Origin of the sequence: Actinophytocola sp. (genome assembly GCF_009379765.1) — a bacterium.
Lineage (GTDB): Bacteria > Actinomycetota > Actinomycetes > Mycobacteriales > Pseudonocardiaceae > Actinophytocola.
The window spans coordinates 1-20,415 of sequence record NZ_WHTD01000154.1 but is presented as its reverse complement, the minus strand read 5'-3'; the positions used below and the strand labels follow the sequence as shown (position 1 = coordinate 20,415).

The 20,415-nt window shown below is 70.6% G+C and carries 20 protein-coding genes and 2 pseudogenes; 18 read left to right on the top strand and 4 right to left on the bottom strand.

The genetic code is table 11. From position 1 onward, the window contains the following. Window positions 1–597 (bottom strand): annotated as a pseudogene (locus GEV28_RS33630) (NAD(P)(+) transhydrogenase (Re/Si-specific) subunit alpha); the annotation flags it as partial. 151 nt (window positions 598–748) lie between these two features. On the opposite strand from GEV28_RS33630, the gene GEV28_RS42725 reads away from it, so the two are divergent. The 3 genes from GEV28_RS42725 to GEV28_RS33615 are packed head-to-tail and all read left to right on the top strand — an operon-like array spanning window position 749 to window position 2,257. Further along, a complete protein-coding gene (locus GEV28_RS42725; protein WP_367115251.1) occupies window positions 749–1,147 on the top strand; it encodes an ATP-binding cassette domain-containing protein in 399 nt (132 codons plus the stop codon). A 49-nt stretch (window positions 1,148–1,196) separates the two neighbouring features. Next, entirely contained in the window at window positions 1,197–1,775 is a 579-nt protein-coding gene (locus GEV28_RS33620; RefSeq protein ID WP_291416907.1) for a TetR/AcrR family transcriptional regulator, read from the top strand. Next, window positions 1,766–2,257, top strand: coding sequence for a nitroreductase family deazaflavin-dependent oxidoreductase (locus tag GEV28_RS33615; protein ID WP_291416905.1), 492 nt, complete (start codon window positions 1,766–1,768; stop codon window positions 2,255–2,257). Before GEV28_RS33620 ends, GEV28_RS33615 begins: the two co-directional genes overlap by 10 nt. 193 nt (window positions 2,258–2,450) lie before the next feature. Here the strand turns inward: GEV28_RS33615 and GEV28_RS33610 are convergent, their stop codons facing one another. After that, the gene (locus GEV28_RS33610; protein ID WP_291416903.1) at window positions 2,451–3,482 is read right to left on the bottom strand and encodes a LacI family DNA-binding transcriptional regulator; all 1,032 of its coding nucleotides are present in this window, start codon (window positions 3,480–3,482) and stop codon (window positions 2,451–2,453) included. A 183-nt stretch (window positions 3,483–3,665) separates the two neighbouring features. Between GEV28_RS33610 and GEV28_RS33605 the strand changes: the two genes are divergently transcribed. From GEV28_RS33605 to GEV28_RS33565, 9 genes are all read left to right on the top strand, one after another. Beyond that, window positions 3,666–5,177, top strand: coding sequence for a sugar ABC transporter ATP-binding protein (locus GEV28_RS33605; protein WP_291416901.1), 1,512 nt, complete (start codon window positions 3,666–3,668; stop codon window positions 5,175–5,177). A gap of 256 nt (window positions 5,178–5,433) precedes the next feature. Beyond that, on the top strand, window positions 5,434–6,438 hold the full coding sequence (locus tag GEV28_RS33600; protein ID WP_291416899.1) for an ABC transporter permease: 1,005 nt from the start codon (window positions 5,434–5,436) through the stop codon (window positions 6,436–6,438). Next, window positions 6,428–7,444: an ABC transporter permease gene (locus tag GEV28_RS33595; RefSeq protein WP_291416897.1), complete on the top strand. Its 1,017-nt coding sequence runs from the start codon at window positions 6,428–6,430 to the stop codon at window positions 7,442–7,444. The genes GEV28_RS33600 and GEV28_RS33595 overlap by 11 nt, the downstream gene beginning before the upstream one ends. Window positions 7,445–7,505: 61 nt before the next feature. Then, a complete protein-coding gene (gene rhaS / locus GEV28_RS33590) occupies window positions 7,506–8,585 on the top strand; it encodes a rhamnose ABC transporter substrate-binding protein (RefSeq protein ID WP_291416895.1) in 1,080 nt (359 codons plus the stop codon). Window positions 8,586–8,600: 15 nt separating this feature from the next. After that, entirely contained in the window at window positions 8,601–8,969 is a 369-nt protein-coding gene (locus tag GEV28_RS33585) for an L-rhamnose mutarotase (protein WP_291416893.1), read from the top strand. After that, window positions 8,966–10,141, top strand: coding sequence for an L-rhamnose isomerase (gene rhaI, locus GEV28_RS33580; RefSeq protein ID WP_291416892.1), 1,176 nt, complete (start codon window positions 8,966–8,968; stop codon window positions 10,139–10,141). The genes GEV28_RS33585 and rhaI overlap by 4 nt, the downstream gene beginning before the upstream one ends. After that, window positions 10,138–12,168: a bifunctional aldolase/short-chain dehydrogenase gene (locus GEV28_RS33575; RefSeq protein ID WP_291416891.1), complete on the top strand. Its 2,031-nt coding sequence runs from the start codon at window positions 10,138–10,140 to the stop codon at window positions 12,166–12,168. Before rhaI ends, GEV28_RS33575 begins: the two co-directional genes overlap by 4 nt. 226 nt (window positions 12,169–12,394) lie before the next feature. Beyond that, window positions 12,395–13,696 carry an L-fucose/L-arabinose isomerase family protein gene (locus GEV28_RS33570; protein ID WP_291416889.1) on the top strand — a complete coding sequence of 434 codons (1,302 nt, stop codon included), beginning with the start codon at window positions 12,395–12,397 and terminating at the stop codon, window positions 13,694–13,696. Window positions 13,697–13,698: 2 nt separating this feature from the next. After that, entirely contained in the window at window positions 13,699–15,192 is a 1,494-nt protein-coding gene (locus tag GEV28_RS33565; RefSeq protein ID WP_291416909.1) for a rhamnulokinase family protein, read from the top strand. 388 nt (window positions 15,193–15,580) lie between these two features. On the opposite strand, the gene GEV28_RS33560 is transcribed toward GEV28_RS33565, so the two are convergent. Continuing rightward, window positions 15,581–16,453, bottom strand: coding sequence for a LysR family transcriptional regulator (locus tag GEV28_RS33560; RefSeq protein ID WP_291416887.1), 873 nt, complete (start codon window positions 16,451–16,453; stop codon window positions 15,581–15,583). Between the two features lie 74 nt (window positions 16,454–16,527). Here GEV28_RS33560 and GEV28_RS33555 point away from each other — a divergent pair, with 74 nt between their 5' ends. After that, on the top strand, window positions 16,528–17,037 hold the full coding sequence (locus GEV28_RS33555) for a cysteine dioxygenase family protein (protein WP_291416885.1): 510 nt from the start codon (window positions 16,528–16,530) through the stop codon (window positions 17,035–17,037). Between the two features lie 411 nt (window positions 17,038–17,448). Here GEV28_RS33555 and GEV28_RS33550 read toward each other — a convergent pair whose 3' ends face one another. Next, on the bottom strand, window positions 17,449–17,883 hold the full coding sequence (locus GEV28_RS33550; protein ID WP_291416883.1) for a hypothetical protein: 435 nt from the start codon (window positions 17,881–17,883) through the stop codon (window positions 17,449–17,451). A 240-nt stretch (window positions 17,884–18,123) separates the two neighbouring features. Here GEV28_RS33550 and GEV28_RS33545 point away from each other — a divergent pair, with 240 nt between their 5' ends. From GEV28_RS33545 to GEV28_RS33525, 5 genes and pseudogenes are all read left to right on the top strand, one after another. After that, window positions 18,124–18,267 (top strand): hypothetical protein, encoded by a 144-nt coding sequence (locus tag GEV28_RS33545; protein ID WP_291416881.1) that lies wholly within the window; start codon window positions 18,124–18,126, stop codon window positions 18,265–18,267. A 48-nt stretch (window positions 18,268–18,315) separates the two neighbouring features. Next, complete coding sequence (locus GEV28_RS33540) at window positions 18,316–19,008, top strand: TetR/AcrR family transcriptional regulator (protein ID WP_291416879.1); 693 nt, start codon at window positions 18,316–18,318, stop codon at window positions 19,006–19,008. Then, a complete protein-coding gene (locus GEV28_RS33535; protein WP_291416877.1) occupies window positions 18,995–19,378 on the top strand; it encodes a VOC family protein in 384 nt (127 codons plus the stop codon). Before GEV28_RS33540 ends, GEV28_RS33535 begins: the two co-directional genes overlap by 14 nt. Continuing rightward, entirely contained in the window at window positions 19,371–19,775 is a 405-nt protein-coding gene (locus GEV28_RS33530; protein WP_291416875.1) for a glyoxalase/bleomycin resistance/extradiol dioxygenase family protein, read from the top strand. The genes GEV28_RS33535 and GEV28_RS33530 overlap by 8 nt, the downstream gene beginning before the upstream one ends. 453 nt (window positions 19,776–20,228) lie before the next feature. Then, window positions 20,229–20,415, top strand: a pseudogene (locus GEV28_RS33525) (ISL3 family transposase); the annotation flags it as partial.

The window sequence follows — 20,415 nt, the reverse complement described above, 5'->3', positions numbered from 1 at the left end:
CGACGCCGCCCGCACGTCATAGGCCCGCACCTTCGCACCCAACCGGCGCGCGGTCGCGATCGCCTGCAGACCCGCCACACCCGCACCGAGCACGAGCACCTTGGCCGGCGGAACCGTACCGGACGCGGTCATCGACAACGGAAAGAACCGCGGCAACCGCTCCGCGGCCACCAGCACCGCCCGGTAACCCGCGACGAACGCCTGCGAGGACAACGCATCCATCGCCTGCGCACGCGAGATACGCGGCACCAGCTCCATCGCCAACGCGGTCAGCCCGGCGTCGCGCAGCACCCGGACCAGCTCGAGCTCCTGCGCCGTCGGCAGGAACGAGACCGTGATCGCGCCCTTGGCGAGCCCGCGCACCTGCCGGGCGCCGAGCGGTTGCACCGAGAGCGCGACGCCGGCGCCGTTCAGCGCGTCGTCGTCGACCGCGGCGCCCACAGCTCGGTAGTCGTCATCGCCGAACCCCGCGGCCTTGCCGGCACCCGGCTCGACCGCGACATCCTGGCCCGCGTCGACAAGGCGCGAGACCAGACCCGGAACGAGCGCGACCCGCCGCTCACCCGGCCTCGTCTCGCCAACCACAGCGATCTTCACGAATGGCACCATAGCTTACGAACTGCCGGATTTCGGTTCCCCGCGGTCCGCTCGGGCCGGAGTCTGGTCAACCCACCGCGGGAGCACATTTCGCTCAGGTGCGCCGGGAAGTGTGGTCGGCAGTCGTTTCGCCGACCATGGAAGGACTTCCGTGTCCGAGAGCGCTGTTGTCGCGACCGCGATCCGCACCCGCGGACTGACCAAACACTTCGGTACGACCATTGCGGTCGCCGACCTCGACCTGACCGTCACGCCCGGCGAGGTGTTCGGGTTCCCCGGGCCCAACGGCGCCGGCAAGTCGACGACCATCCGCCTGCTGCTCGGCCTGATCCGGCCTTCGTCCGGCAGCGCGGAGATCTTCGGCGAGCCGGCCGCGGACGTGCGCCGGGCGCACCGGCACCTGGCCTACGTCCCGGCCGGCGTCGCGTTGTGGCCCACGCACCCGCCTGCTGCGCTCGCTCGCCGGGTTCGCCGTCCTGCTGACCGTGCTCGGCATCGCCGGGCACACCCGCCGCGACCTCACCACCTGACCCACCACCGACCCGAGTGATATAGCTTTGTTGGGCAATCGCCCAGGGCGGACGTCCAGGAGGTCGGGCATGGCGACGGCGGCGGACCGGGGCCGGGAGGTGCGGTCACGCCTGCTCACCGCGGCCGTCGAGCTGATCGCCGAACGCGGCTGGACCGCGGTGAGCACCCGCGTGCTCGCCGAGCGGGCGGGGGTGGCCGCCGGCCTGGTGCACTACCACTTCACGTCACTGCAGGCGTTGCTCACCGAAGCGGCCGTCGGCGTGATGCGAGAGGTCGCCGACTCCCTGGGGCCACTGCTCGACCGGGCCGAGACACCCGCAGACGCCCTGCGACTGCTGATGGCCTCCCTCGACGGCTACACCGGCAGCGATCCGGTGTCGACGGTGTTCAGCGAGACCTACCTGGCCGCCGCCCGCGACCCCGGTCTGCGTGACGCGGTCGCCGGCATCGTCACCGACTTCCGGACCCGGCTCGCGACCTGGCTCGGCGCACACGGCGTGGCCGAACCGCGCGCGACCGCCGCCGTCCTCGCCGCGGCCACCGACGGCATCCTGCTGCACCGGGCACTCGATCCCGCGATGACCGCCGAGACCGTCACCCCGATCCTCAACCGAATCGTCGCGATGGGAGGAACCACATGGCACTGACGGACCGCAAGCCCACCGGGCTGCTCCGCCTGGCACTCCGCACCCCGATCTGGCTCTACCGCGCCAGGTTGGGTTGGCTCACCGGCCACCGGCTGCTCTACCTCGCCCACCGCGGCCGGCGCACCGGCGCCCGCCGCGAGGTCGTCGTCGAGACCGTGAGCTTCGACCCGACCGTCCCCGAGGTGATCGTCGTCGCGGCCTGGGGCAAGAACCCCGACTGGTACCGCAACCTCCGGGCCGCCCCCGCCATCGAGGTCCGCCTCGGCACCCGCCGGTGGCCCGACCCCGGCCACCGCTTCCTCGACAGCACCGAGACGCTTCGCACCCTGCAGGCCTACCAGCGCGCGCACCCCGGCGCCTGGAAACGGCTCGCCCCGCTGCTGGGCTTCCCCGCCGACCCGGCGGACCCCCGGTGGCCCGAGGTGGCGGACACGGTGCACGCGATCGCCTTCACCCCACACCGGACCGGGCACGAGGACTAGTGTCGCGTGACCCTGAAACCTTTACGCCGCTGCGGCCAACAGCGGCCCCTGTCTGTGTTACGGCGTTGGAGAAAAGCCCAAAGCACATCCAGTACGAGCGGCTTTCCGCCGCCTTGCCAGGAGCCACCTGGATCACGAATCCGCTTTCCCAAGATCCACGAGACACGACCTGCCGCCGCGGGCACGGCACGAGTCAGTCCATCGCCAGGCTGGAGCGGCGAACGATCAGCTCGGGAGTGAACAGCACCTTCTCGTGCTGGTGATCGGGCTCCCTCGTCTCCCGCAGCAGCAAGGCCGCGGCCGAGCGACCGAGCTGGCGCCGGGGCTGGCGCACCGAGGTGAGCGGAACGGCGGCGGCACTGGCGAACTCGATGTCGTCGTAGCCGACGATCGCGAGATCCTCCGGCACCCGCACCCGCATGCTGACGCACTGCTGCAGCAGGCCGAGCGCGAGCAGGTCGTTGGCGCAGAACACCGCGGTGGGCCGGCTGCGGGACGGCAGGCCGGCCAGCCGCTGGCCCGCGTTGCGGCCCTCACCGACGGTGAGCGCGTTGGTCTCGATGTGGGTGAGCCGGTCCGGATCCACACCGGCCTTCGCGAGCGCCTTCAACGCTCCCTCCCGGCGGTCACGGACCTGGCCGATGGACGTGGGCCCGCCGACGAAGGCGATCCGCTCGTGCCCGAGCTCAATCAGGTGGTCGATGGCGACCTCGCCGCCCAACACGTCGTCGACCGCGACCGAGCAGTGGGTGTCCGCCTCGCGCGTGCGGTCGACGATGACGAGCGGTGTGCCGCGGCGCGGCAGCTCGTCCAGGATCGGGGCGTTCGCGTCGGACGGGGTGATCAGGATGCCCTGCACCCGCTGCTGCTCCAGGCGGCTCAGGTAGGACAGCTCCCGCTCCACCCGGTTGTCGCTGTTGCACATGTACAGCGAGAGGTCGTTGGCCTCCGCCTCCTCCTCGATGCCGCGCGCGACGTCGGTGAAGAACGGGTTGCCTCCGTCCAGCATCACGTAGCCGAGCGTCCGGCTCCGGCCGGCGCGCAGCTGCCGCGCCGACTCGTTGCGCACGAAGCCCAGCTCGGTCATCGCGGCCTGAACCCGTGCCTGCGTGGTCGCACTCACCGTGTGCGGCCGGTTCAGCACGTTCGACACCGTGCCCACCGACACGCCGGCGAGCGCGGCGACATCACGAACACTGACCGCGCGCTGCTCGGATGCCGTCATCTGGACTGCCCCTCGTTGAAACGTTACCGAACCTGGTCGGAGCTTAGCCTTCTGTGCCCAAACCGCGGTAGAACTGCGACGACACAGTCGTTAGCGCGCCGTGTCTTGACGGTTGTGATGGTGGCCATATACGTTCCGGGGGGTAGCTTCATTGAAACCTTTCATTAATCTGGAGGTGCCGCGATGGCGCGGCAGGACGCCACTCCACTGCTGGAGGTTCGCGAGGTCGCCAAGTCCTTCGGCGCCGTGGCCGCGGTCCGCGGTTGTTCCTTTCGTCTGTACCCCGGCGAGGTCCACGCGCTGGTCGGCGAGAACGGCGCGGGCAAGTCGACGATCGTGAAGATGCTGGCCGGTGTGCACCGCCCGGACACCGGGACGCTGCTGGTGTCCGGTGAGCCGGCCGAGTTCACCGGTCCGGGCGACGCCAAGGCCGCCGGGATCGCGGTGATCTACCAGGAGCCGACCCTGTTCCCGGATCTCTCGGTCGCCGAGAACATCGCCATGGGCCGCCAGCCCCGAGGTCGCCTCGGCGTCATCGACCGCGGCCGGATGCGCCGCGAGGCGGCGGAGCTGTTCACCCGGCTCGGCGTGCGGATCGACCCCGGCCGGCCCGCCCGCGGCCTGTCGATCGCCGACCAGCAGATCGTCGAGATCGCGAAGGCGATCGGCGGCCGGGCCAGCGTGCTGATCATGGACGAGCCGACCGCGGCCCTGTCGACCGTCGAGGTCGAGCGGCTCTTCGCCGTGGTGCGGGCGCTGCGCGACGAAGGCGCGGCGACCCTGTTCATCTCCCACCGCCTCGAGGAGATCACCGCGCTGTGCGACCGGGTGACGATCATGCGCGACGGCGCCCATGTCTCCACCGATCCCATCGGCGAGCTGACGGTGGAGGAGATGGTGCGCCGCATGGTCGGCCGCGACCTCGACGCGCTGTTCCCCAAGCAGGACGTCGAGCCCGGCGCGGTCGTGCTCGAGGTCGAGGGGCTGAGCCGGGACGGCGTGTTCCGCGACGTGTCATTCGACGTGCGAGCGGGCGAGATCGTCGCGCTCGCGGGTCTGGTCGGCTCCGGGCGGTCGGAAGTCGTGCAGGCCGTGTTCGGAGTGGACGGTCGGGACGCGGGAACCGTTCGGGTGAACGGAAAGCGCGTCCGCGCGGGGTCGTCGCGATCGGCGATGGCGGCCGGGATGGCACTGGTGCCCGAGGACCGGCGGCAGCAGGGGCTGGTCATGGACCTGTCGATCCAGCGCAACATCACGCTCCCCCGCTCCGGCGCGCTGGCACGGCTCGGCTTCCTGGGCGGCGGCGGGGAACGCCGCGAGGCCGCGCGGTGGACCGAGCGGCTGCGCACCAAGTACGGCCGGCTCGCCGACCCGGCCGGCACGCTGTCGGGTGGCAACCAGCAGAAGGTCGTGCTGGCCAAGTGGCTGTCCACGACGCCGCGGGTGCTCATCGTCGACGAGCCGACCCGGGGCATCGACGTGGGCACCAAGGCCGAGGTGCACCGGCTGATGTCCACGCTCGCGGCCGACGGGGTTGCCGTGCTGATGGTGTCCTCGGAGCTGCCCGAGGTGCTCGGCATGGCCGACCGCGTGCTGGTCATGCGGGAGGGCCGGATCGCCGCGGAGATCCCCCGCGCCGACGCGACCGAGGAGTCGATCATGTTCGCCGCCATGGGCCAGGGAGCGGTCACATGAGCGAGCCCATGTCACAGGCTCGTGAGCGGGCCGCCGGTGTCTGGACTGACGAGCAGCGGAGCGAGCGAGGAACGAGCGAGTGAGCAGCGCAGGAGGGAAGACACCGGAAACAGGCCCACGAACCGGCGAGCGGAGCGAGCCCATGTCACAGGCCGCCGGTGTCTGGACTGACGAGCGGCGCAGCGAGGAACGACCGAGCAGCGCAGGAGGGAAGACACCGGGAACAGACCCACGAACCAGCGAGCGGAGCGAGCCGATGTCACTGCTCGGCTCGGTCCTGCGGGCCCGCGAGCTGGGCATCGTGCTGGCGCTGGCCGTCCTCGTCGCCTACACCGCCGTCGCCAACCCGCGGTTCCTCTCCGCGCAGAGCGTTCGGGACATCCTGCTCGGCACCTCGATCCTCGCCGTCCTCGCGGTCGGCCAGGCGATCGTGATCATCACCCGCAACATCGACCTGTCGGTCGGGTCGATACTCGGCCTGACCGCGTTCGCGGTCGGCACCGTCGTCCAGGACAACCCGGGTCTGCCCGTGCCGCTCGCCCTGCTCCTCGGGATGGCCATCGGCGGGGTCTGCGGCCTGGTCAACGCGGCCCTCGTCCGCTACGGGCAGGTCCCGGCCCTGGTGGTCACCCTCGGCACGCTGTACGTGTTCCGCGGCATCGCCTACATCTGGGCCGGCGGCCAGCAGATCACCGCCGACGAGCTGCCCCGGCGGTTCCTGGCGTTCGCGAACGAGACCGTACTCGGCGTGCCCTGGCTGGTGATCATCGCGCTCGTGGTCACCATCGCGGCAGGGGTGTTGCTGCGCAACTACCGGGTCGGCCGCGAGCTGTACGCGATGGGCTCCAACCCGGAGGCGGCGACGCTCGCCGGGATCAAGGTCGGCCGCAACCTCATCGGCGCCTTCGCGGTCAGCGGTGCCCTTGCCGGCCTCGCGGGAGTCCTGTTCGCCGTGCGGTTCGGCACCATCGACGCCGCCGCGGGCACCAACTACGAGCTCAACGTCGTCGCCGCCGCGGTGGTGGGTGGGGTGGCGGTCTTCGGCGGCAGCGGGACCGTGTGGGGTGCGGCGCTCGGCGCGCTGCTGCTCACCGTCATCGGCAACGCCCTCGCGGTCCTCGACATCAACCAGTTCTGGCAGAACGCCATCGTCGGCGCCCTGATCCTGTTCGCGATCGGGGTGGACCGGCTCGTCGCCGTGCGCACCGCGCGGGCGCTGCGAACGAGGACACGGAAGAAGAGGAACTCCCATGTCCGGTAGCGAGATCCGGGCGAGCCGGCCGCTCGCCCGGCTGGCGAGCTGGGACGGCGCGATCATCGTCGTGGCCGTGGTGGCCCTCATCGTCGCGAGCGGTGTGGTGGAGAACTTCGCCACCAGCCGCAACGTCACATTCCTGGTGCTGGACCTGCTGCCCATCGCGCTGCTGGCGCTGCCGATGACGTTCATCATCGTCACCGGGGAGATCGACCTGTCGGTGGCCAGCACGCTCGGCCTCACCTCGGCGGTCATGGGCGCGCTGTGGAACAGCGGGATGGCGATCGAGACGATCATCCCGCTGTGTGTCCTGCTCGGCGCCGTGCTGGGCGCGGTGAACGGTCTGTTCGTCACGGTGTTCAAGCTGCCCTCGCTCGCGGTCACGATCGGCACGCTGGCCCTGTTCCGCGGCCTGGCTCTGGTCGTGCTCGGCGACTCGGCCGTGGCCGACTTCCCGGTCCGGTTCACCGCGTGGGCCACCGGGACGATCGGCGACACCCCGATCCCCAACGTCCTGATCCTGCTGCTCGTGCTCGCCGCGGTATTCGCCGTGGTGCTGCACGCGACCCCCATCGGCCGGGCCGTGTTCGCGGCCGGCGCGAGCGAGCAGGCCGCACGGTTCTCCGGCATCCGCGTCGCCCGGCTGAAGTTCTGGCTCTTCGTGGCCAGCGGCGCGGTCGCGGGGCTCGCCGGCGTGCTGTGGACCCTGCGCTACTCCAGCGCCCGCGCCGACAACGGCGTCGGGCTCGAGCTCGCCGTCGTCGCGGCCGTACTGCTCGGCGGCGTGTCGATCTTCGGCGGCAAAGGCACCATGCCGGGCGTGCTCGCGGGTGTGCTGCTGCTCGCCACGCTGCAGAACGCGCTGCGCCTCGAGGACGTGACCAACGAGGCGCTCAACATCGTCACCGGCTCGCTCCTGATCGTCTCCGTGCTGCTGCCCAACATCAGCCGCTCGGTCCGCGCCGCCGCACAGCGACGGCGCCTGCGACGAACCCCGATCCCCCAACAGTGAAACCCGCCCCTGAACCACCGACCCCCTCAATGACGTCCCCGCGTCGAGAAAGGCGACACCGATGTCCCGATTCCGGACCGTTCGCGTCCTGACCGCACTGGCCTCGGCGACCACCCTCGCCGTCGCGCTCACCGCCTGTGGTGGCACGACGAAGGAGGACACGGCCGACGAGGGCGGCGGCGCCGAGTCCACCGGCACCGCCAACCCGGAGGCGACCCTGCAGGAGGGCGTCAAGATGGCCTTCCTGCCCAAGCAGCTGAACAACCCGTACAGCGATATCGAGGTCAGCGGCGGCGAGGAGGCGCTCGGCGAGCTGAAGGGCGAGTACAAGCTCGTCGGCCCGAACGACGCCAGCGCCTCCTCCCAGGTCAGCTACATCAACACGCTGATCCAGCAGCAGCAGGACGTCATCGGTATCGCCGCCAACGACCCCAACGCCGTGTGCCCGTCGCTGAACCAGGCGCGCACCGCGGGCATCAAGATCGTGGCGTTCGACTCCGACGCGGCCAAGGACTGCCGCGACGTGTTCATCAACCAGGCATCCACCCAGGGCATCGGCGAGAAGCTCGTGGAGATGACGAGCAAGCTCGCCGGGGGCTCCGGTGAGATCGCGATCCTCTCGGCGACGGCGAACGCCACCAACCAGAACGCGTGGATCGAGGTGATGAAGACCGAGCTGGCCAAGCCGGAGAACAAGGGCCTGAAGCTGGTGAAGATCGCCTACGGCAACGACGAGGACCAGAAGTCCTTCCAGGAGGCGCAGGGCCTGCTGCAGTCCTACCCGAACCTGAAGGTGATCGTCTCGCCGACCACCGTCGGCATCGCCGCCGCGTCGCGCTACGTCAGCTCCTCGAACTACAAGGGCAAGGTCGCGATCACCGGGCTGGGCACGCCGAACCAGATGCGTGAGTACATCAAGGACGGCACGGTCAAGGAGTTCGCGCTGTGGAACCCGGCCGACATCGGCTACCTCGCCGCGTACGCGGGTGTCGGGCTCGTGTCCGGGCAGATCACCGGCAAGGAGGGCGAGAAGTTCACCGCCGGCAAGCTCGGCGACTACACCATCGGCAAGGACGGCGAGATCGTCCTCGGCCCGCCGACCGTGTTCGACCCGAGCAACATCGACGACTTCGACTTCTGAGCAGAGCCTGACCAAATGCCCCGCTACTGCTTCCGCTTGCAGGTCCGGCCGGAGCGCCTCGCCGAGTACGTCGAACGGCACCGGGCGGTCTGGCCGGACATGCTCGCGGCGCTGCGCGACTCCGGGTGGCACAACTACTCGCTCTTCCTCGACAGCGGCGACGGACTGCTGATCGGCTATGTCGAGGCCGAGTCACTCGACGCCGCGCAGGCGGCCATGGCGGCCACCGAGGTGAACCGGCGCTGGCAGGCCGAGATGGCGCGGTTCTTCACCGGCAGCGGCATTGACACCGACGGCCGGCCCCCGGACGAGGGGTTCCGGTTGCTGACCGAAGTGTTCAACCTGGACGAACAACTCTCCCGTACTGATAGCGAAACGGCGTGATCCGAGTGTCTGACCTGCCCGCTGTGAAGCAAGCCCTCGCAAACCAAGCGATCGAGACACCGTCCTGGGCGTTCGGCAACTCCGGCACCCGGTTCAAGGTGTTCGCCCAACCCGGCGTGCCGCGTTCGCCGGAGGAGAAGATCGCCGACGCGGCGACCGTGCACCGGTTCACCGGTGTCGCGCCGTCGGTCGCCCTGCACATCCCGTGGGACCGGGTGCCGGACTACGCCGCGCTGGCCCGGTACGCCCAGGACCTCGGCGTGCGGGTCGGTGCGATCAACACGAACGTGTTCCAGGACGACGACTACAAGCTGGGCTCGGTCACGAACCCCGACCCGGGGATCCGGCGCAAGGCGACCGACCACCTGCTCGAAGCCATCTCGATCATGGACGCGACGGGGTCGCACGACCTGAAGCTGTGGTTCTCCGACGGGATCAACTATCCCGGGCAGGACGACCTGCGCGACCGGCAGGACCGGCTGGCCGCGGCGCTGCGCGAGACCTACGACCGGCTCGGCGAGGACCAGCGGATCGTCCTGGAGTACAAGCTGTTCGAGCCGGCGTTCTACGCGACCGACATCCCGGACTGGGGCACGTCCTACGCGCACTGCGTGGAGCTCGGCCCGAAGGCGACGGTCTGCATCGACACCGGCCACCACGCGCCCGGCACGAACATCGAGTTCATCGTGGCGTTCCTGTTGCGGCAGAACAGGCTCGGCGCGTTCGACTTCAACTCCCGCTTCTACGCCGACGACGATCTCATGGTCGGCGCGGCCGACCCGTTCCAGCTGTTCCGGATCATGTACGAGATCGTCCGGGGCGGCGCGCTGGACCCCACGTACGGCATAGCTTTCATGCTCGACCAGTGTCACAACATCGAGCAGAAGATCCCCGCGGTGATCCGCTCGGTGATGAACGTCCAGGAGGCCACCGCGAAGGCGCTGCTGGTGGACCGGGACGCGCTCGCCGCCGTCCAGCGGTCGGGCGACGTGCTCGAGGCCAACGCCGTCCTGATGGACGCCTACAACACCGACGTGCGCCCGCTGCTCGCCGAGGTCCGCGCCGACGCGGGCCTGGACCCCGACCCGGTCGCGGCCTACAAGCGCAGCGGCTACCAGCAGAAGATCCAGGAGGAGCGCGCCGACGGCGCACAGGCGGGTTGGGGAGCATGACTCCAGCCGAGGAGCTGGTGGCCCGCAGCAACGCGCTCGGCGCCGACCCGCGCAACACGAACTTCGCCGGTGGCAACACGTCCGCGAAGGGCAGCGCGGTCGACCCGGTCACCGGCGAGCCCACGGAGCTGTTGTGGGTCAAGGGATCCGGCGGTGACCTCGGCACGCTGACCGAGTCCGGGCTGGCCGTGCTGCGGCTGGACCGGCTGCGCGCGCTGACCGGCGTCTACCCCGGGGTCGAGCGCGAGGACGAGATGGTCGCCGCGTTCGACTACTGCCTGCACGGCCGGGGCGGCGCGGCGCCGTCGATCGACACCGCCATGCACGGCCTGGTCGACGCGGCGCACGTCGACCACCTGCACCCGGACTCCGGGATCGCGCTGGCGACCGCCGCCGACGGCGAGGCGCTGACCAAGGAGTGCTTCGGCGACCGGGTCGCCTGGGTCGACTGGCGGCGCCCGGGATTCCAGCTGGGCCTCGACATCGCGGCGGTGAAGGCCGCCAAACCGCGGGCGATCGGGGTGATTCTCGGTGGGCACGGGATCACCGCGTGGGGCGCCACATCGCAGGAGTGCCAGGCGAACTCACTGGACATCATCCGCACCGCCGAGCGGTTCCTGGCCGAACGCGGCGTCGCGGAGCCGTTCGGTGCGGTCGTGCCCGGCTTCGAACCGCCGCCCGCCGAGGAACGGCACGCGCGCGCCGCCGCGCTGGCGCCGGTGATCCGCGGGCTCGCGTCCACCGACAGCCGCCAGGTCGGCCACTACACCGACGCCGACTCGGTGCTCGACTTCCTCGCCCGGGACAAGCTCGCCGCGCTGGCCGCGCTCGGCACGTCCTGCCCGGACCACTTCCTGCGCACCAAGGTGCGGCCGCTGGTGGTGGACCTGCCCGCGACCGCACCGGTCGAGGACGTCGTGGCGCGGCTGCGGGAGCTGCATGAGGCCTACCGCGCCGACTACCGCGCCTACTACGAGCGGCACGCCGACGCGGACAGCCCGCCGATGCGCGGCGCGGACCCGGCGATCGTGCTCGTGCCGGGCGTCGGCATGTTCTCCTTCGGCCGCGACAAGCAGACCGCCAGGGTGGCCGGCGAGTTCTACGTCAATGCCATCAACGTCATGCGCGGGGCCGAGGCGGTCTCCCGCTACGCGCCGATCGACGAGCGGGAGAAGTTCCGCATCGAGTACTGGGCACTGGAGGAGGCCAAGCTGCGCCGGATGCCCGCGGCCAAGCCGCTCGCGGGCCGGATCGCGCTCGTCACCGGCGGCGGGTCCGGCATCGGCAAGGCCATCGCCGAGCGGCTGGCCGCCGAAGGAGCATGTGTCGTCGTCGCCGATCTCGACCCGGCGGCCGCGGAGTCGGTGGCGGCCGGGATCGGCACGAGCGACGTGGCCGTGGCCGTCACCGCGGACGTGACCGACGCCGCGGCCGTCCGTGCCACCGTCGACGCGGCCGCGCTGGCGTTCGGCGGGATCGACCTCGTGGTCAACAACGCGGGCCTGTCGATCTCCAAGTCGCTGCTCGACACCACCGAGCGGGACTGGGACCTGCAGCACGACGTGATGGCCAAGGGTTCCTTCCTGGTCTCCCAGGCCGCCGCCCGGGCCATGATCGACCAGGGCATCGGTGGCGACATCGTCTACATCTCGTCGAAGAACGCCGTGTTCGCCGGTCCCAACAACCTCGCCTACGGCGCCGCGAAGGCCGACCAGGCCCACCAGGTGCGGCTGCTGGCCGCGGAGCTCGGCGAGCACGGCATCCGGGTCAACGGCATCAACCCGGACGGGGTGGTGCGCGGCTCGGGGATCTTCGCGGGCGGCTGGGGCGCCCAGCGCGCCGCGGTCTACGGCGTGCCCGAGTCCGAGCTCGGCGCGTTCTATGCCAAGCGAACCCTGCTCAAGCGGGAGGTCCTGCCGGAGCATGTCGCCGCCGCGGTGGTCGCGCTGACCACCGGCGACCTCGCCCTCACCACCGGTCTGCACATCCCGGTCGACGCCGGGGTCGCCGCCGCCTTCATCCGCTGATAGGAGACTGCTCATGACACCCGAGGGCTCCCCAACCGCACCCAAGGGGACCGTGACGCAACCCAGCCACAAACACGTGCCCAGCCAGAACCCTCCGGCCCCAACGCAACCCCAACTTTTAATTCCGGGGAGGCGGACTAGCATCGGCCTGGTCGCCGGCGGGCTCGGTGCCTACTGGCCCCAGTTCCCGGACCTGCTCCCCCAGCTGCGCCGGTCCGCGGAACAGGTGTCCACGCGCCTGGGCGGCATGGACTGTGACGTCGTCGACGTCGGGTTCATCTCCGACGAGCGCGACGGCGCCGTGGCCGCCGAGAAGCTCCGGATGGCCGACTGCGACCTCATCATCGGCTTCCTCACCACCTACATGACCGCCTCGATGCTGGCCCCGGTCGCGCAACGCTCGGGCGCGCCCGTGCTGCTGATCAACCTGCAGCCGAGCGAGGCGATGGACCACGAGACGTTCGACACCGGCGCGTGGCTCGCCTACTGCGGCGCCTGCCCGCTCCCGGAGATGGCGAACGCGTTCCGCCGCTGCGGCGTGGAGTTCCGTTCGGTGTCGGGACATCTGGGCGACGAGCGGGCTTGGGCACGCATCGGACGGTGGGTCAAGGCCGCCGGGGTGCGCGCGGCACTGCGGCACGGCCGGCACGGGCTGCTCGGCCATCTCTACCCCGGCATGATGGACGTGTCCAGCGACCCCACCCTGGTGACCGCCCAGCTCGGCGGCCACGTGGAGATCCTCGAGATCGACGACGTGCGGGTGCGCGTGGAGAAGGTCACCGACGCCGAGACCGCCGCCCGGGTCGAGCTGGCCCGGTCGATGTTCACCCTCGACGAGTCCGTTGTGGACGAGGACCTCGCGTGGGCGGGCAGGGTGTCGGTCGCGCTCGACCGGTTGGTCGACGACTTCGGGCTCGACTCGCTGGCCTACTACCACCGCGGGCTCGACGGCGAGACCCACGAGCGGGTCGGCGCCGGGCTCACCCTCGGCGCGTCACTGTTGACCGCCCGGGGCATCCCCGCCGCCGGCGAGTACGAGCTGCGCACATCACTCGCGATGCTGATCATGGACCGGCTGGGTGCGGGCGGCTCGTTCACCGAGTTCCAGGCGCTCAACTTCCGCGACAACGTCGTCGAGATGGGCCACGACGGACCCGCACACCTCGCGATCAGCGCCCGCAGGCCGCTGCTGCGCGGCCTGGACATCCTGCACGGCAAGCGCGGCTGGGGCGTGTCGGTCGAGTTCGACGTCGCCCACGGCCCGGTCACCGCGTTCGGCCTCGGCCAGCGCCGCGACGGCGTGTTCACGATGGTGGCCGCGGAAGGCACCGTCGTGCCGGGCCCACTCCTGAAGATCGGCAACACCACGTCCCGAGTGGACTTCGGCTGCGACCCCGGCGAATGGACCGACGCCTGGTCGGCTTCCGGCGTCGCCCATCACTGGGCGCTGGGCACGGGCCACCGCGTCGGCGAGCTGACCGCGGTGGCCGACCTGCTCGGTCTGGAGCTGACGGCCGTCCGGCCGTGAACCTGCGGCTCGCCGCGGTCGACCTCGGCGCGACCAGTGGCCGTGTGATGATCGGCGAGATCGGGCCCGACTCGGTGTCGCTGCGGGAGGTGCACCGGTTTGCCAACGGTCCGGTACGCCTCGGCGCCACCCTGCACTGGGACATTGTGGGCATCTACCGGGAGACCCTCGCCGGGCTGCGGGCAGCCGGCGGGATCGCCGGGATCGGCATCGACTCGTGGGCGGTCGACTACGGCTTGCTCGACCGCGACGGCACCCTGCTCGGAAACCCCGTGTGCTATCGCGACTCCCGCACCGACGGCATCGCGGCGACCGTCCACTCGAGCGTGCCCGCGACCGACCTCTGGCGTGTCACCGGACTACGTGAGCTGCCGTTCAACACGATCTACCAACTGCTGTCCGAAGTAGACGGTTCCCGGCTCGCCGCGGCCGAGACGATGCTGCTGATCCCCGACCTGCTCGGCTACTGGCTCACCGGAGCTGTCGGCGCCGAACGCACGAACGCCTCCACCACCGGCCTGTACGACGCCCGCCGCCAGGAGTGGGCCGACCTCGCGACCCGGGTCGGCATCCCGCCTCGGCTGCTGCCACCGTTGCGCTCCGCCGGCGACCTCGTCGGCAAGACGACACCGGGGGTCACCGCGGAGCTCGGCGCGGGCTCACCGGTACCGGTCGTCGCGGTCGGGTCGCACGACACCGCGTCCGCGGTCGTCGGCGTGCCCGCCGCACCGGACAGCGACTTCGCCTACATCTCCTCCGGCACCTGGTCGCTGGTCGGCATGGAGCTGGCGGAACCGGTCCTCACCGAGCAGGCCCGGCTGGCCGGGTTCAGCAACGAGGCGGGCATCGACGGCACCACCCGGCTGCTCCGCAACGTCACCGGCCTGTGGGTCCTGTCGGAGACCCTGCGCACATGGGACCACCCGGTCTCGCTGGAGGACGCGCTCGCCGCCGCGTCCGACGCGCCGGCATTCGGCCCGATGATCGACATCGACGCCCCCGAGCTCCTGCCACCCGGTGACATGCCCACCCGCATCGCCGACGCCTGCCGCGCCACCGCGCAGCGCCCACCCGAGGGAGTCGGCGAGACCACCCGGTGCGTGCTGGAGAGCCTCGCCATGGCCTATCGCAGGACGGTCCGCCGGCTGACCGAGGTGACGGGCCGCCCGGTCGACGTGGTGCACCTGGTCGGCGGCGGCACCCACAACGAGCTGCTCTGTGCCTTGACCGCCGACGCCTGCGGGGTGCCCGTGGTCGCCGGGCCGGTGGAGTCGGCCGCGCTGGGCAACGTCCTCGTCCAGGCCCGCACCCTCGGTCTCGACCTGCCGGACCGCTGGGCGATGCGTGCCCTCGTCCGCCGCTGTCTGCCGACCCGCACCTACCTCCCCACGGCGAGATCGTCGTCCTGGGACACCATCGAGTCCCGATGCGCCACGCTCGGCCTGTGGGACCGGGCTCAGCCACGACCTGACGTACATCGGGGGTGCGCGACGTGATCCTGCCGCGACCCGGTGGCTGGCACGGCTAGTGTCGCGTGATCCTGTTCCTTTGCGTCCGCTGTGGATCCACGTGGTTCCTGGCAAGGCGGAGGAAAGCCGCTCGTACTGGATGTACTTGGGCCTTCCGACAACGCTGTAACGCAGACAGGGGCCGCTGTTGGCCGCAGCGGCGTCAAGGTTTCAGGGTCACGCGACACTAGGGGGCTTCCGGCGGCGACGTGTTCCGACCTCGACGTGGACACGCTCGCCGAATGTGCTGGCCGACCCACCCGGCGGACCGACCGGTGCCCGGAGTCGGGCCGCAGGCGTCTTTCCCACGAGCGGGCCGAGTACCTGGTCAAGCAACCGACGAAGACCCTGGTTGTCCGGAGGCGGGTCGGGTTCGCTACCGGATCCCGGTGGCGGCCTCGGCGAGCGCCGCCAGCAGCGCGGTGGTCGGGGGCGCGTCGGGCGGCTCGCCGTAGGTCGCCGCATAGACGTGCCGGCGCGACGCCGGCAGCTCGCTCGCCACGATGCCCGTGACGCGGTGGACGCGCAGGGCCAAGCCCGGGATGGTCGTCACCCCCAACCCGGCGGCCACCAGCGTCTGCATCACGACCATGTCATCTGAGGTGTAGCCGATTCGTGGCTCGAAGCCCTCGTCGGCGCACAGGGACAGCAGATGGCTGCGGCACCGTTCGCAGCCGGCGATCCACGTCGCGTCGCGCAGCGCGGCAAGGTTGCCACCTCGGCGGGTCGACAGCAGGTACAGCGAGTCGTCGAGCAGATGGTGCAGGCGCACGCCGTCCGGTTCGGGCTCGGTCTCGTCGTAGCGGAAGATGACCGCGACGTCGATCGCGCCTGTGCGCAGCAGCTCGAGCGCCTCGGGGGGATGCGTGTCGGTCAGGCTGATCTGCAGGCCCGGATGCCTGCTGGCCAGCGCCGCCACGGCTCGCGGCACGAGTGACCCGATGGCGGAGGAGAAGCCGGCCAGGCGCACCCGCCCGGCAGTCAGCCCGACGTGGGCGGACAGCTCGGCGTCGGCGGCATCGATCCGCCCGATGATCTCGGCCGCCCGGTCGGCCAGCAGCTGCCCCGCCCGGGTGAGCCGGATGCCGCGCCCGACCCGTTGCAGCAGCTGCGCGCCGGTCTCGACCTCGAGCCGGGCGAGGTGGTGGCTGACCGACGGCTGCGAGTAGTGCAGGTCCTTTGCGGCGGCGGTGACCGATCCGTGCCGGGCGACGGCGTCGAGGACGCGCAGCCGGGTGACGTCGAGCATGCATCAATCCTATCTATGAATCAGCACAAAACTAGGCATTGGACGTATGGGTCTATCGGGCGCACGCTCATGGCATGAGGACACAGGCCCGCCCCATCACCGAGCTGAGCCAACTGGTTGCCGGCGTCCGCACCGACATCGCCGCACACGCCGCCTGGTCGGACACCGCGCAACTCGTCGCCGAGCGGCTACGCCGGCACCTACCCGGCCCGGACGTGCTGACCGCCGAGCAGCGCCTCGGCTCGCCGGACGGCTACCGAAGCCACACCCTGCACGTCGAGCCCGACGGCTCGTTCTCGATCGTCGCGCTGGTGTGGCGACCCGGCCAGGTGACGCGCATCCACGACCACGTGACGTGGTGCGTGTTCGGCGTCATTCAGGGCGTCGAGCACGAGGAACTGTTCGACGCCGAGCTGAACCTGGTCGGCCGCAGCGACAACCACGTCGGCGACGTCAGCGGGTTCGCGCCGCCCGGCGACATCCACCGGGTCCACAACACGGCTCAAAACACGGCGATCTCGATCCACATCTACGGTACGGACGTCACGCGTATCGGCTCGAGTGCCCGGCGCTTCTACGACTGAGCCCGGACTTCCCCGAGCGGCTACGAACGGAGCCGGCATGGGTGTCATCGACGGAACTCCTGGTACAACGGCGACTCAGTACCGCTCGTTCTACCGGGAGTTCTTCCACATACCGGCCATCTCATGCCAACCAGGATCAGCTCAGGGTGTGGGCTCCGCCCCGGTTCATCCGGCGTTTCCCGGCACCGTCGTGAGCGGACAGGCCACGTTCGAGTGGCAGTCGTCGAATCCTTTGTAAGGCTGTGCTCGCCGATGGCCAGTAAAAACCCCTGGCGCCGGGAGCGGATGCCCGTTCGCGGCAGCGACCTCGCTGGTGCCCCACCTCGGCTCGATCGGCCGCGCCGTCGGGACAGGCCGTCGGCGCGGCACCGCTGCCATCCAGGCGAGCAGGATGGGCTTGCGCAGCAGGATCTATGTGATGTCATTGACATGACGGAGCGCGGCGGCGAGCAGCTGAGAGACCTTCCGCTGCCCTTCCGTGTCTGGCAGTGCGCTCTGCCAGGCGTTCACGGCATGCCAGCCCTGATCGGTGAGCGGCGGCAGCGGGGCTGCGAGCTCCACGCCGGTCGGCAACTCGGGAATCTTGACCAGCAGCCAGGATGTACCCAGCGCAGCGACCGCGACGATACCGTCCGCTGCCAGAACCGGTACGCCGAACAGAGGGATGAGCGGGCAACCGTCCGGCGCCACCAGTTCGAGCCGCTCAACCAGGTCAGGATGCGTGTGCAGCTGCCACTCACCGAGAACGTGATCGCCCGGCCCACCGGGTCGACAGGCGTGCTCCCGCAGATAGCTGAGCAGATCTTGGTTCTGCGGGAGATCTGGGCGCACCAGTTCGGAGACCACGGTATTTACCGTAGCCCGAAACGGCAGCACCTCGATGTGGTCCCTGGCGGTGCGTCATGGACTGTCACACGCCGCGATGATCAGCAGCTACCTCCGACCAGGTGCCGAGATGCCGAGAAGGTCGAACCCACACCCGGTGCTGGATCTCATCCCCGCGTCGCGCCGGTCGACCGCGGGGAAGAGTGCGACAGCCTGCTCCGAGCCGCCGCGGCCACCCGGCCAGCAATCGTCGGCAGTCACATGCTCGATCTGCAGCACCGCACCCGGCCGCACGCCTCCGCTGAGGTCGTCGACCTCAGCACCTGCCTGTGGCGCACCGCGCCCGGCGCGGTGGCCCGTCACGACTTCGTGGCGCACTCGCTGCGCACAACGCCGGCGGCGTGACGCAGCAGCCGCTTTAGATATGGGCCTACCCTAGTTAATATCGGACCCATGCCGGACGACGACCGTGAAACGGCGAGGCGCGCCTACCACGCGCCCGGCCGCGCGGAACGCGCGCGCCACACCCGCGCGCGGATCGTCACGGCCGCAGGCGACCTGTTCCGCGCCCAGGGCTACGCGGCGACCACCGTGCGCGCGGTCGCGGCCCGGGCCGGCGTGTCGGTGCCGACGGTCGAGCTGGCGTTCGGCACGAAGCCGCGGCTGCTCAAGTCGGCCATCGACGTGGCGATCGCCGGGGACGACGAGCCGGTCGCCGTGCTGCAGCGGGACTGGGCGCGCAAGGCGGCGGCCAGCGACACGGTCGCGGAGCTCCTGGCGATCTTTGGCAAGGTGTTCGTGGCGGCCGCGAGCCGGGCCGCGGAGCTCGTGGTCGCCGCCTACGAGGCCGCGCCCACGGATCCGGAGATCAAAGCCCTCGCCGAGCGGCAGGAGGCCCAGCGCACGATCACCGTCGGCTGGCTCGTCGACGGGCTCGTCGCCCGCGCGCCACTGCGCCCCGGGATGAGCCGGGCCGCCGCCGTCGACACCGTCTGGCTGCTCATGGACCCGGTCGTCTTCAGCAGGCTCACCCGGCACCGCGGGTGGAGCCCGGACGACGTCGAACGCTGGTTCACCGACAGCATTCCCCGACTTCTCCTGGCACCTGGCTGGGATGCGAAAGGACACTCCGATGGTCGAACATGAGACAGCTCCCCTCGCCCACGGTCAGGTCGGCTACCTGCAGATCCCCGCGGGGGACCCGTGGCGTTCGGCGGAGTTCTACGAGAAGGTGTTCGGCTGGCACGTCGAACGCCCCTACCCGAGTTTCGAGGCCCCCGGCCTGATCGGCCAGTGGATCGACGGCCGCCCGCCCGCCCCCGACGCCGGCCCACTGGTATGGATCAACGTCGACGACCTCGACCACACGCTCAAGCTGGTCACCGACAACGGCGGCGAGATAACCCAACCGCCCACAGTGGACGATGGGGTGCGCCGGCTGGCGACCATCCACGACCCCGCCGGCAACGCGATCGGCGTCTTCCAGCTCGACCCCGGCCTCCGGTCCGATGCCTGACACCCCGGTGATCTCGGTGATGCTCGCGGTCGACGACGCCCCGGCGGCCGCCCGGTGGTATGCGAAGGGACTCGGCGCCACCGAGCTGTGGAACCTGGGCAGCGTCATCGGCCTGACGGTCCAGGGCGCGCCGTTCTTCCTCGGAGAGCCCGCGAACAACGGCTGGGACACCCCCACCGCGTGCGGCACGCGAACCGCCCGGATCGAGATCTTCGTGGAGGATCCCGACAGCCTCATCGACCGCGCGGTAGCGGCGGGCGCGGACGGCAGCGTCGACGAGATCCGCGACCACCGGACGCCGTGGGGCACCCACCGCCAGGGAGGCTTCACAGACCCGTTCGGCCACCGGTGGCTGGTCGGCGACAGATCCCCGCTGCACACGCACCCCCCGCAATAGGCGACTCGGTTTCCCGCGCGCGCCATTCACCGCCGGCCGATTTTCTTCGGCCGGCGGTGAATGGCGGGTCGTCGACGTGCTCCCGAAAACTCACCTACATCCGGGAGTCATCCTGGAAATCAGGCGTGGCGGTTGCGCAGCCGGAATGACCCGCCCGCGTGGATCCACTGGAACTGTCTGGTCGGGTGAGCCGGCAACATCGATCTCGCTGAGGTCTCCGGCTCGGTACTCCCCGGGCTCAGGGAGTCGCACGGTCGTTGTTCGGGGCTTCGAGGTGATGTTGGAGGCGCTGGGCGTCCTGGGTGACCGCGCGGCTTCGTGGGGCGGCGGGGCGTGCGGTGGCTGAAGGTGCCCGGACGGTGGCGCAGGCCGCGCGGGACTGGCCTGTCCTGGCCGGTGGTCAACGCGGCTTTCCTCGACCACGCCACGACAATGCTGCCCGAGGAACCCGAACCGGTGTCGGCGTTGGGAATCGATGAGACCCGCCGGGGCAAGCCTCGCTTCACCCTGAACACCGAAACCGGGGTGTTCGAGCAGGTCACCGACCGGTGGCACACCGGATTCGTTGACCTGACCGGTGATCAGGGCCTACTCGGACAGGCCGAGGGCCGTTCCAGCGGCGAGGCCGGGTCCTGGCTGG

Excerpts from the sequence above, each read along its gene's own strand:
- GEV28_RS33595 (WP_291416897.1), top strand. The coding sequence starts at position 6,428 with ATGTCCGGTAGCGAGATCCGGGCGAGCCGGCCGCTCGCCCGGCTGGCG.
- GEV28_RS33585 (WP_291416893.1), top strand. The coding sequence starts at position 8,601 with ATGCCCCGCTACTGCTTCCGCTTGCAGGTCCGGCCGGAGCGCCTCGCC.
- GEV28_RS33610 (WP_291416903.1), bottom strand. The coding sequence starts at position 3,482 with ATGACGGCATCCGAGCAGCGCGCGGTCAGTGTTCGTGATGTCGCCGCG.
- GEV28_RS33600 (WP_291416899.1), top strand. The coding sequence starts at position 5,434 with ATGTCACTGCTCGGCTCGGTCCTGCGGGCCCGCGAGCTGGGCATCGTG.
- GEV28_RS33605 (WP_291416901.1), top strand. The coding sequence starts at position 3,666 with ATGGCGCGGCAGGACGCCACTCCACTGCTGGAGGTTCGCGAGGTCGCC.
- GEV28_RS33560 (WP_291416887.1), bottom strand. The coding sequence starts at position 16,453 with ATGCTCGACGTCACCCGGCTGCGCGTCCTCGACGCCGTCGCCCGGCAC.
- GEV28_RS33535 (WP_291416877.1), top strand. The coding sequence starts at position 18,995 with ATGGTCGAACATGAGACAGCTCCCCTCGCCCACGGTCAGGTCGGCTAC.
- rhaS (WP_291416895.1), top strand. The coding sequence starts at position 7,506 with ATGTCCCGATTCCGGACCGTTCGCGTCCTGACCGCACTGGCCTCGGCG.
- GEV28_RS33575 (WP_291416891.1), top strand. The coding sequence starts at position 10,138 with ATGACTCCAGCCGAGGAGCTGGTGGCCCGCAGCAACGCGCTCGGCGCC.
- GEV28_RS33615 (WP_291416905.1), top strand. The coding sequence starts at position 1,766 with ATGGCACTGACGGACCGCAAGCCCACCGGGCTGCTCCGCCTGGCACTC.
- GEV28_RS33530 (WP_291416875.1), top strand. The coding sequence starts at position 19,371 with ATGCCTGACACCCCGGTGATCTCGGTGATGCTCGCGGTCGACGACGCC.
- GEV28_RS33540 (WP_291416879.1), top strand. The coding sequence starts at position 18,316 with ATGCCGGACGACGACCGTGAAACGGCGAGGCGCGCCTACCACGCGCCC.
- GEV28_RS33620 (WP_291416907.1), top strand. The coding sequence starts at position 1,197 with ATGGCGACGGCGGCGGACCGGGGCCGGGAGGTGCGGTCACGCCTGCTC.
- GEV28_RS33545 (WP_291416881.1), top strand. The coding sequence starts at position 18,124 with ATGCTCGATCTGCAGCACCGCACCCGGCCGCACGCCTCCGCTGAGGTC.
- GEV28_RS33555 (WP_291416885.1), top strand. The coding sequence starts at position 16,528 with ATGAGGACACAGGCCCGCCCCATCACCGAGCTGAGCCAACTGGTTGCC.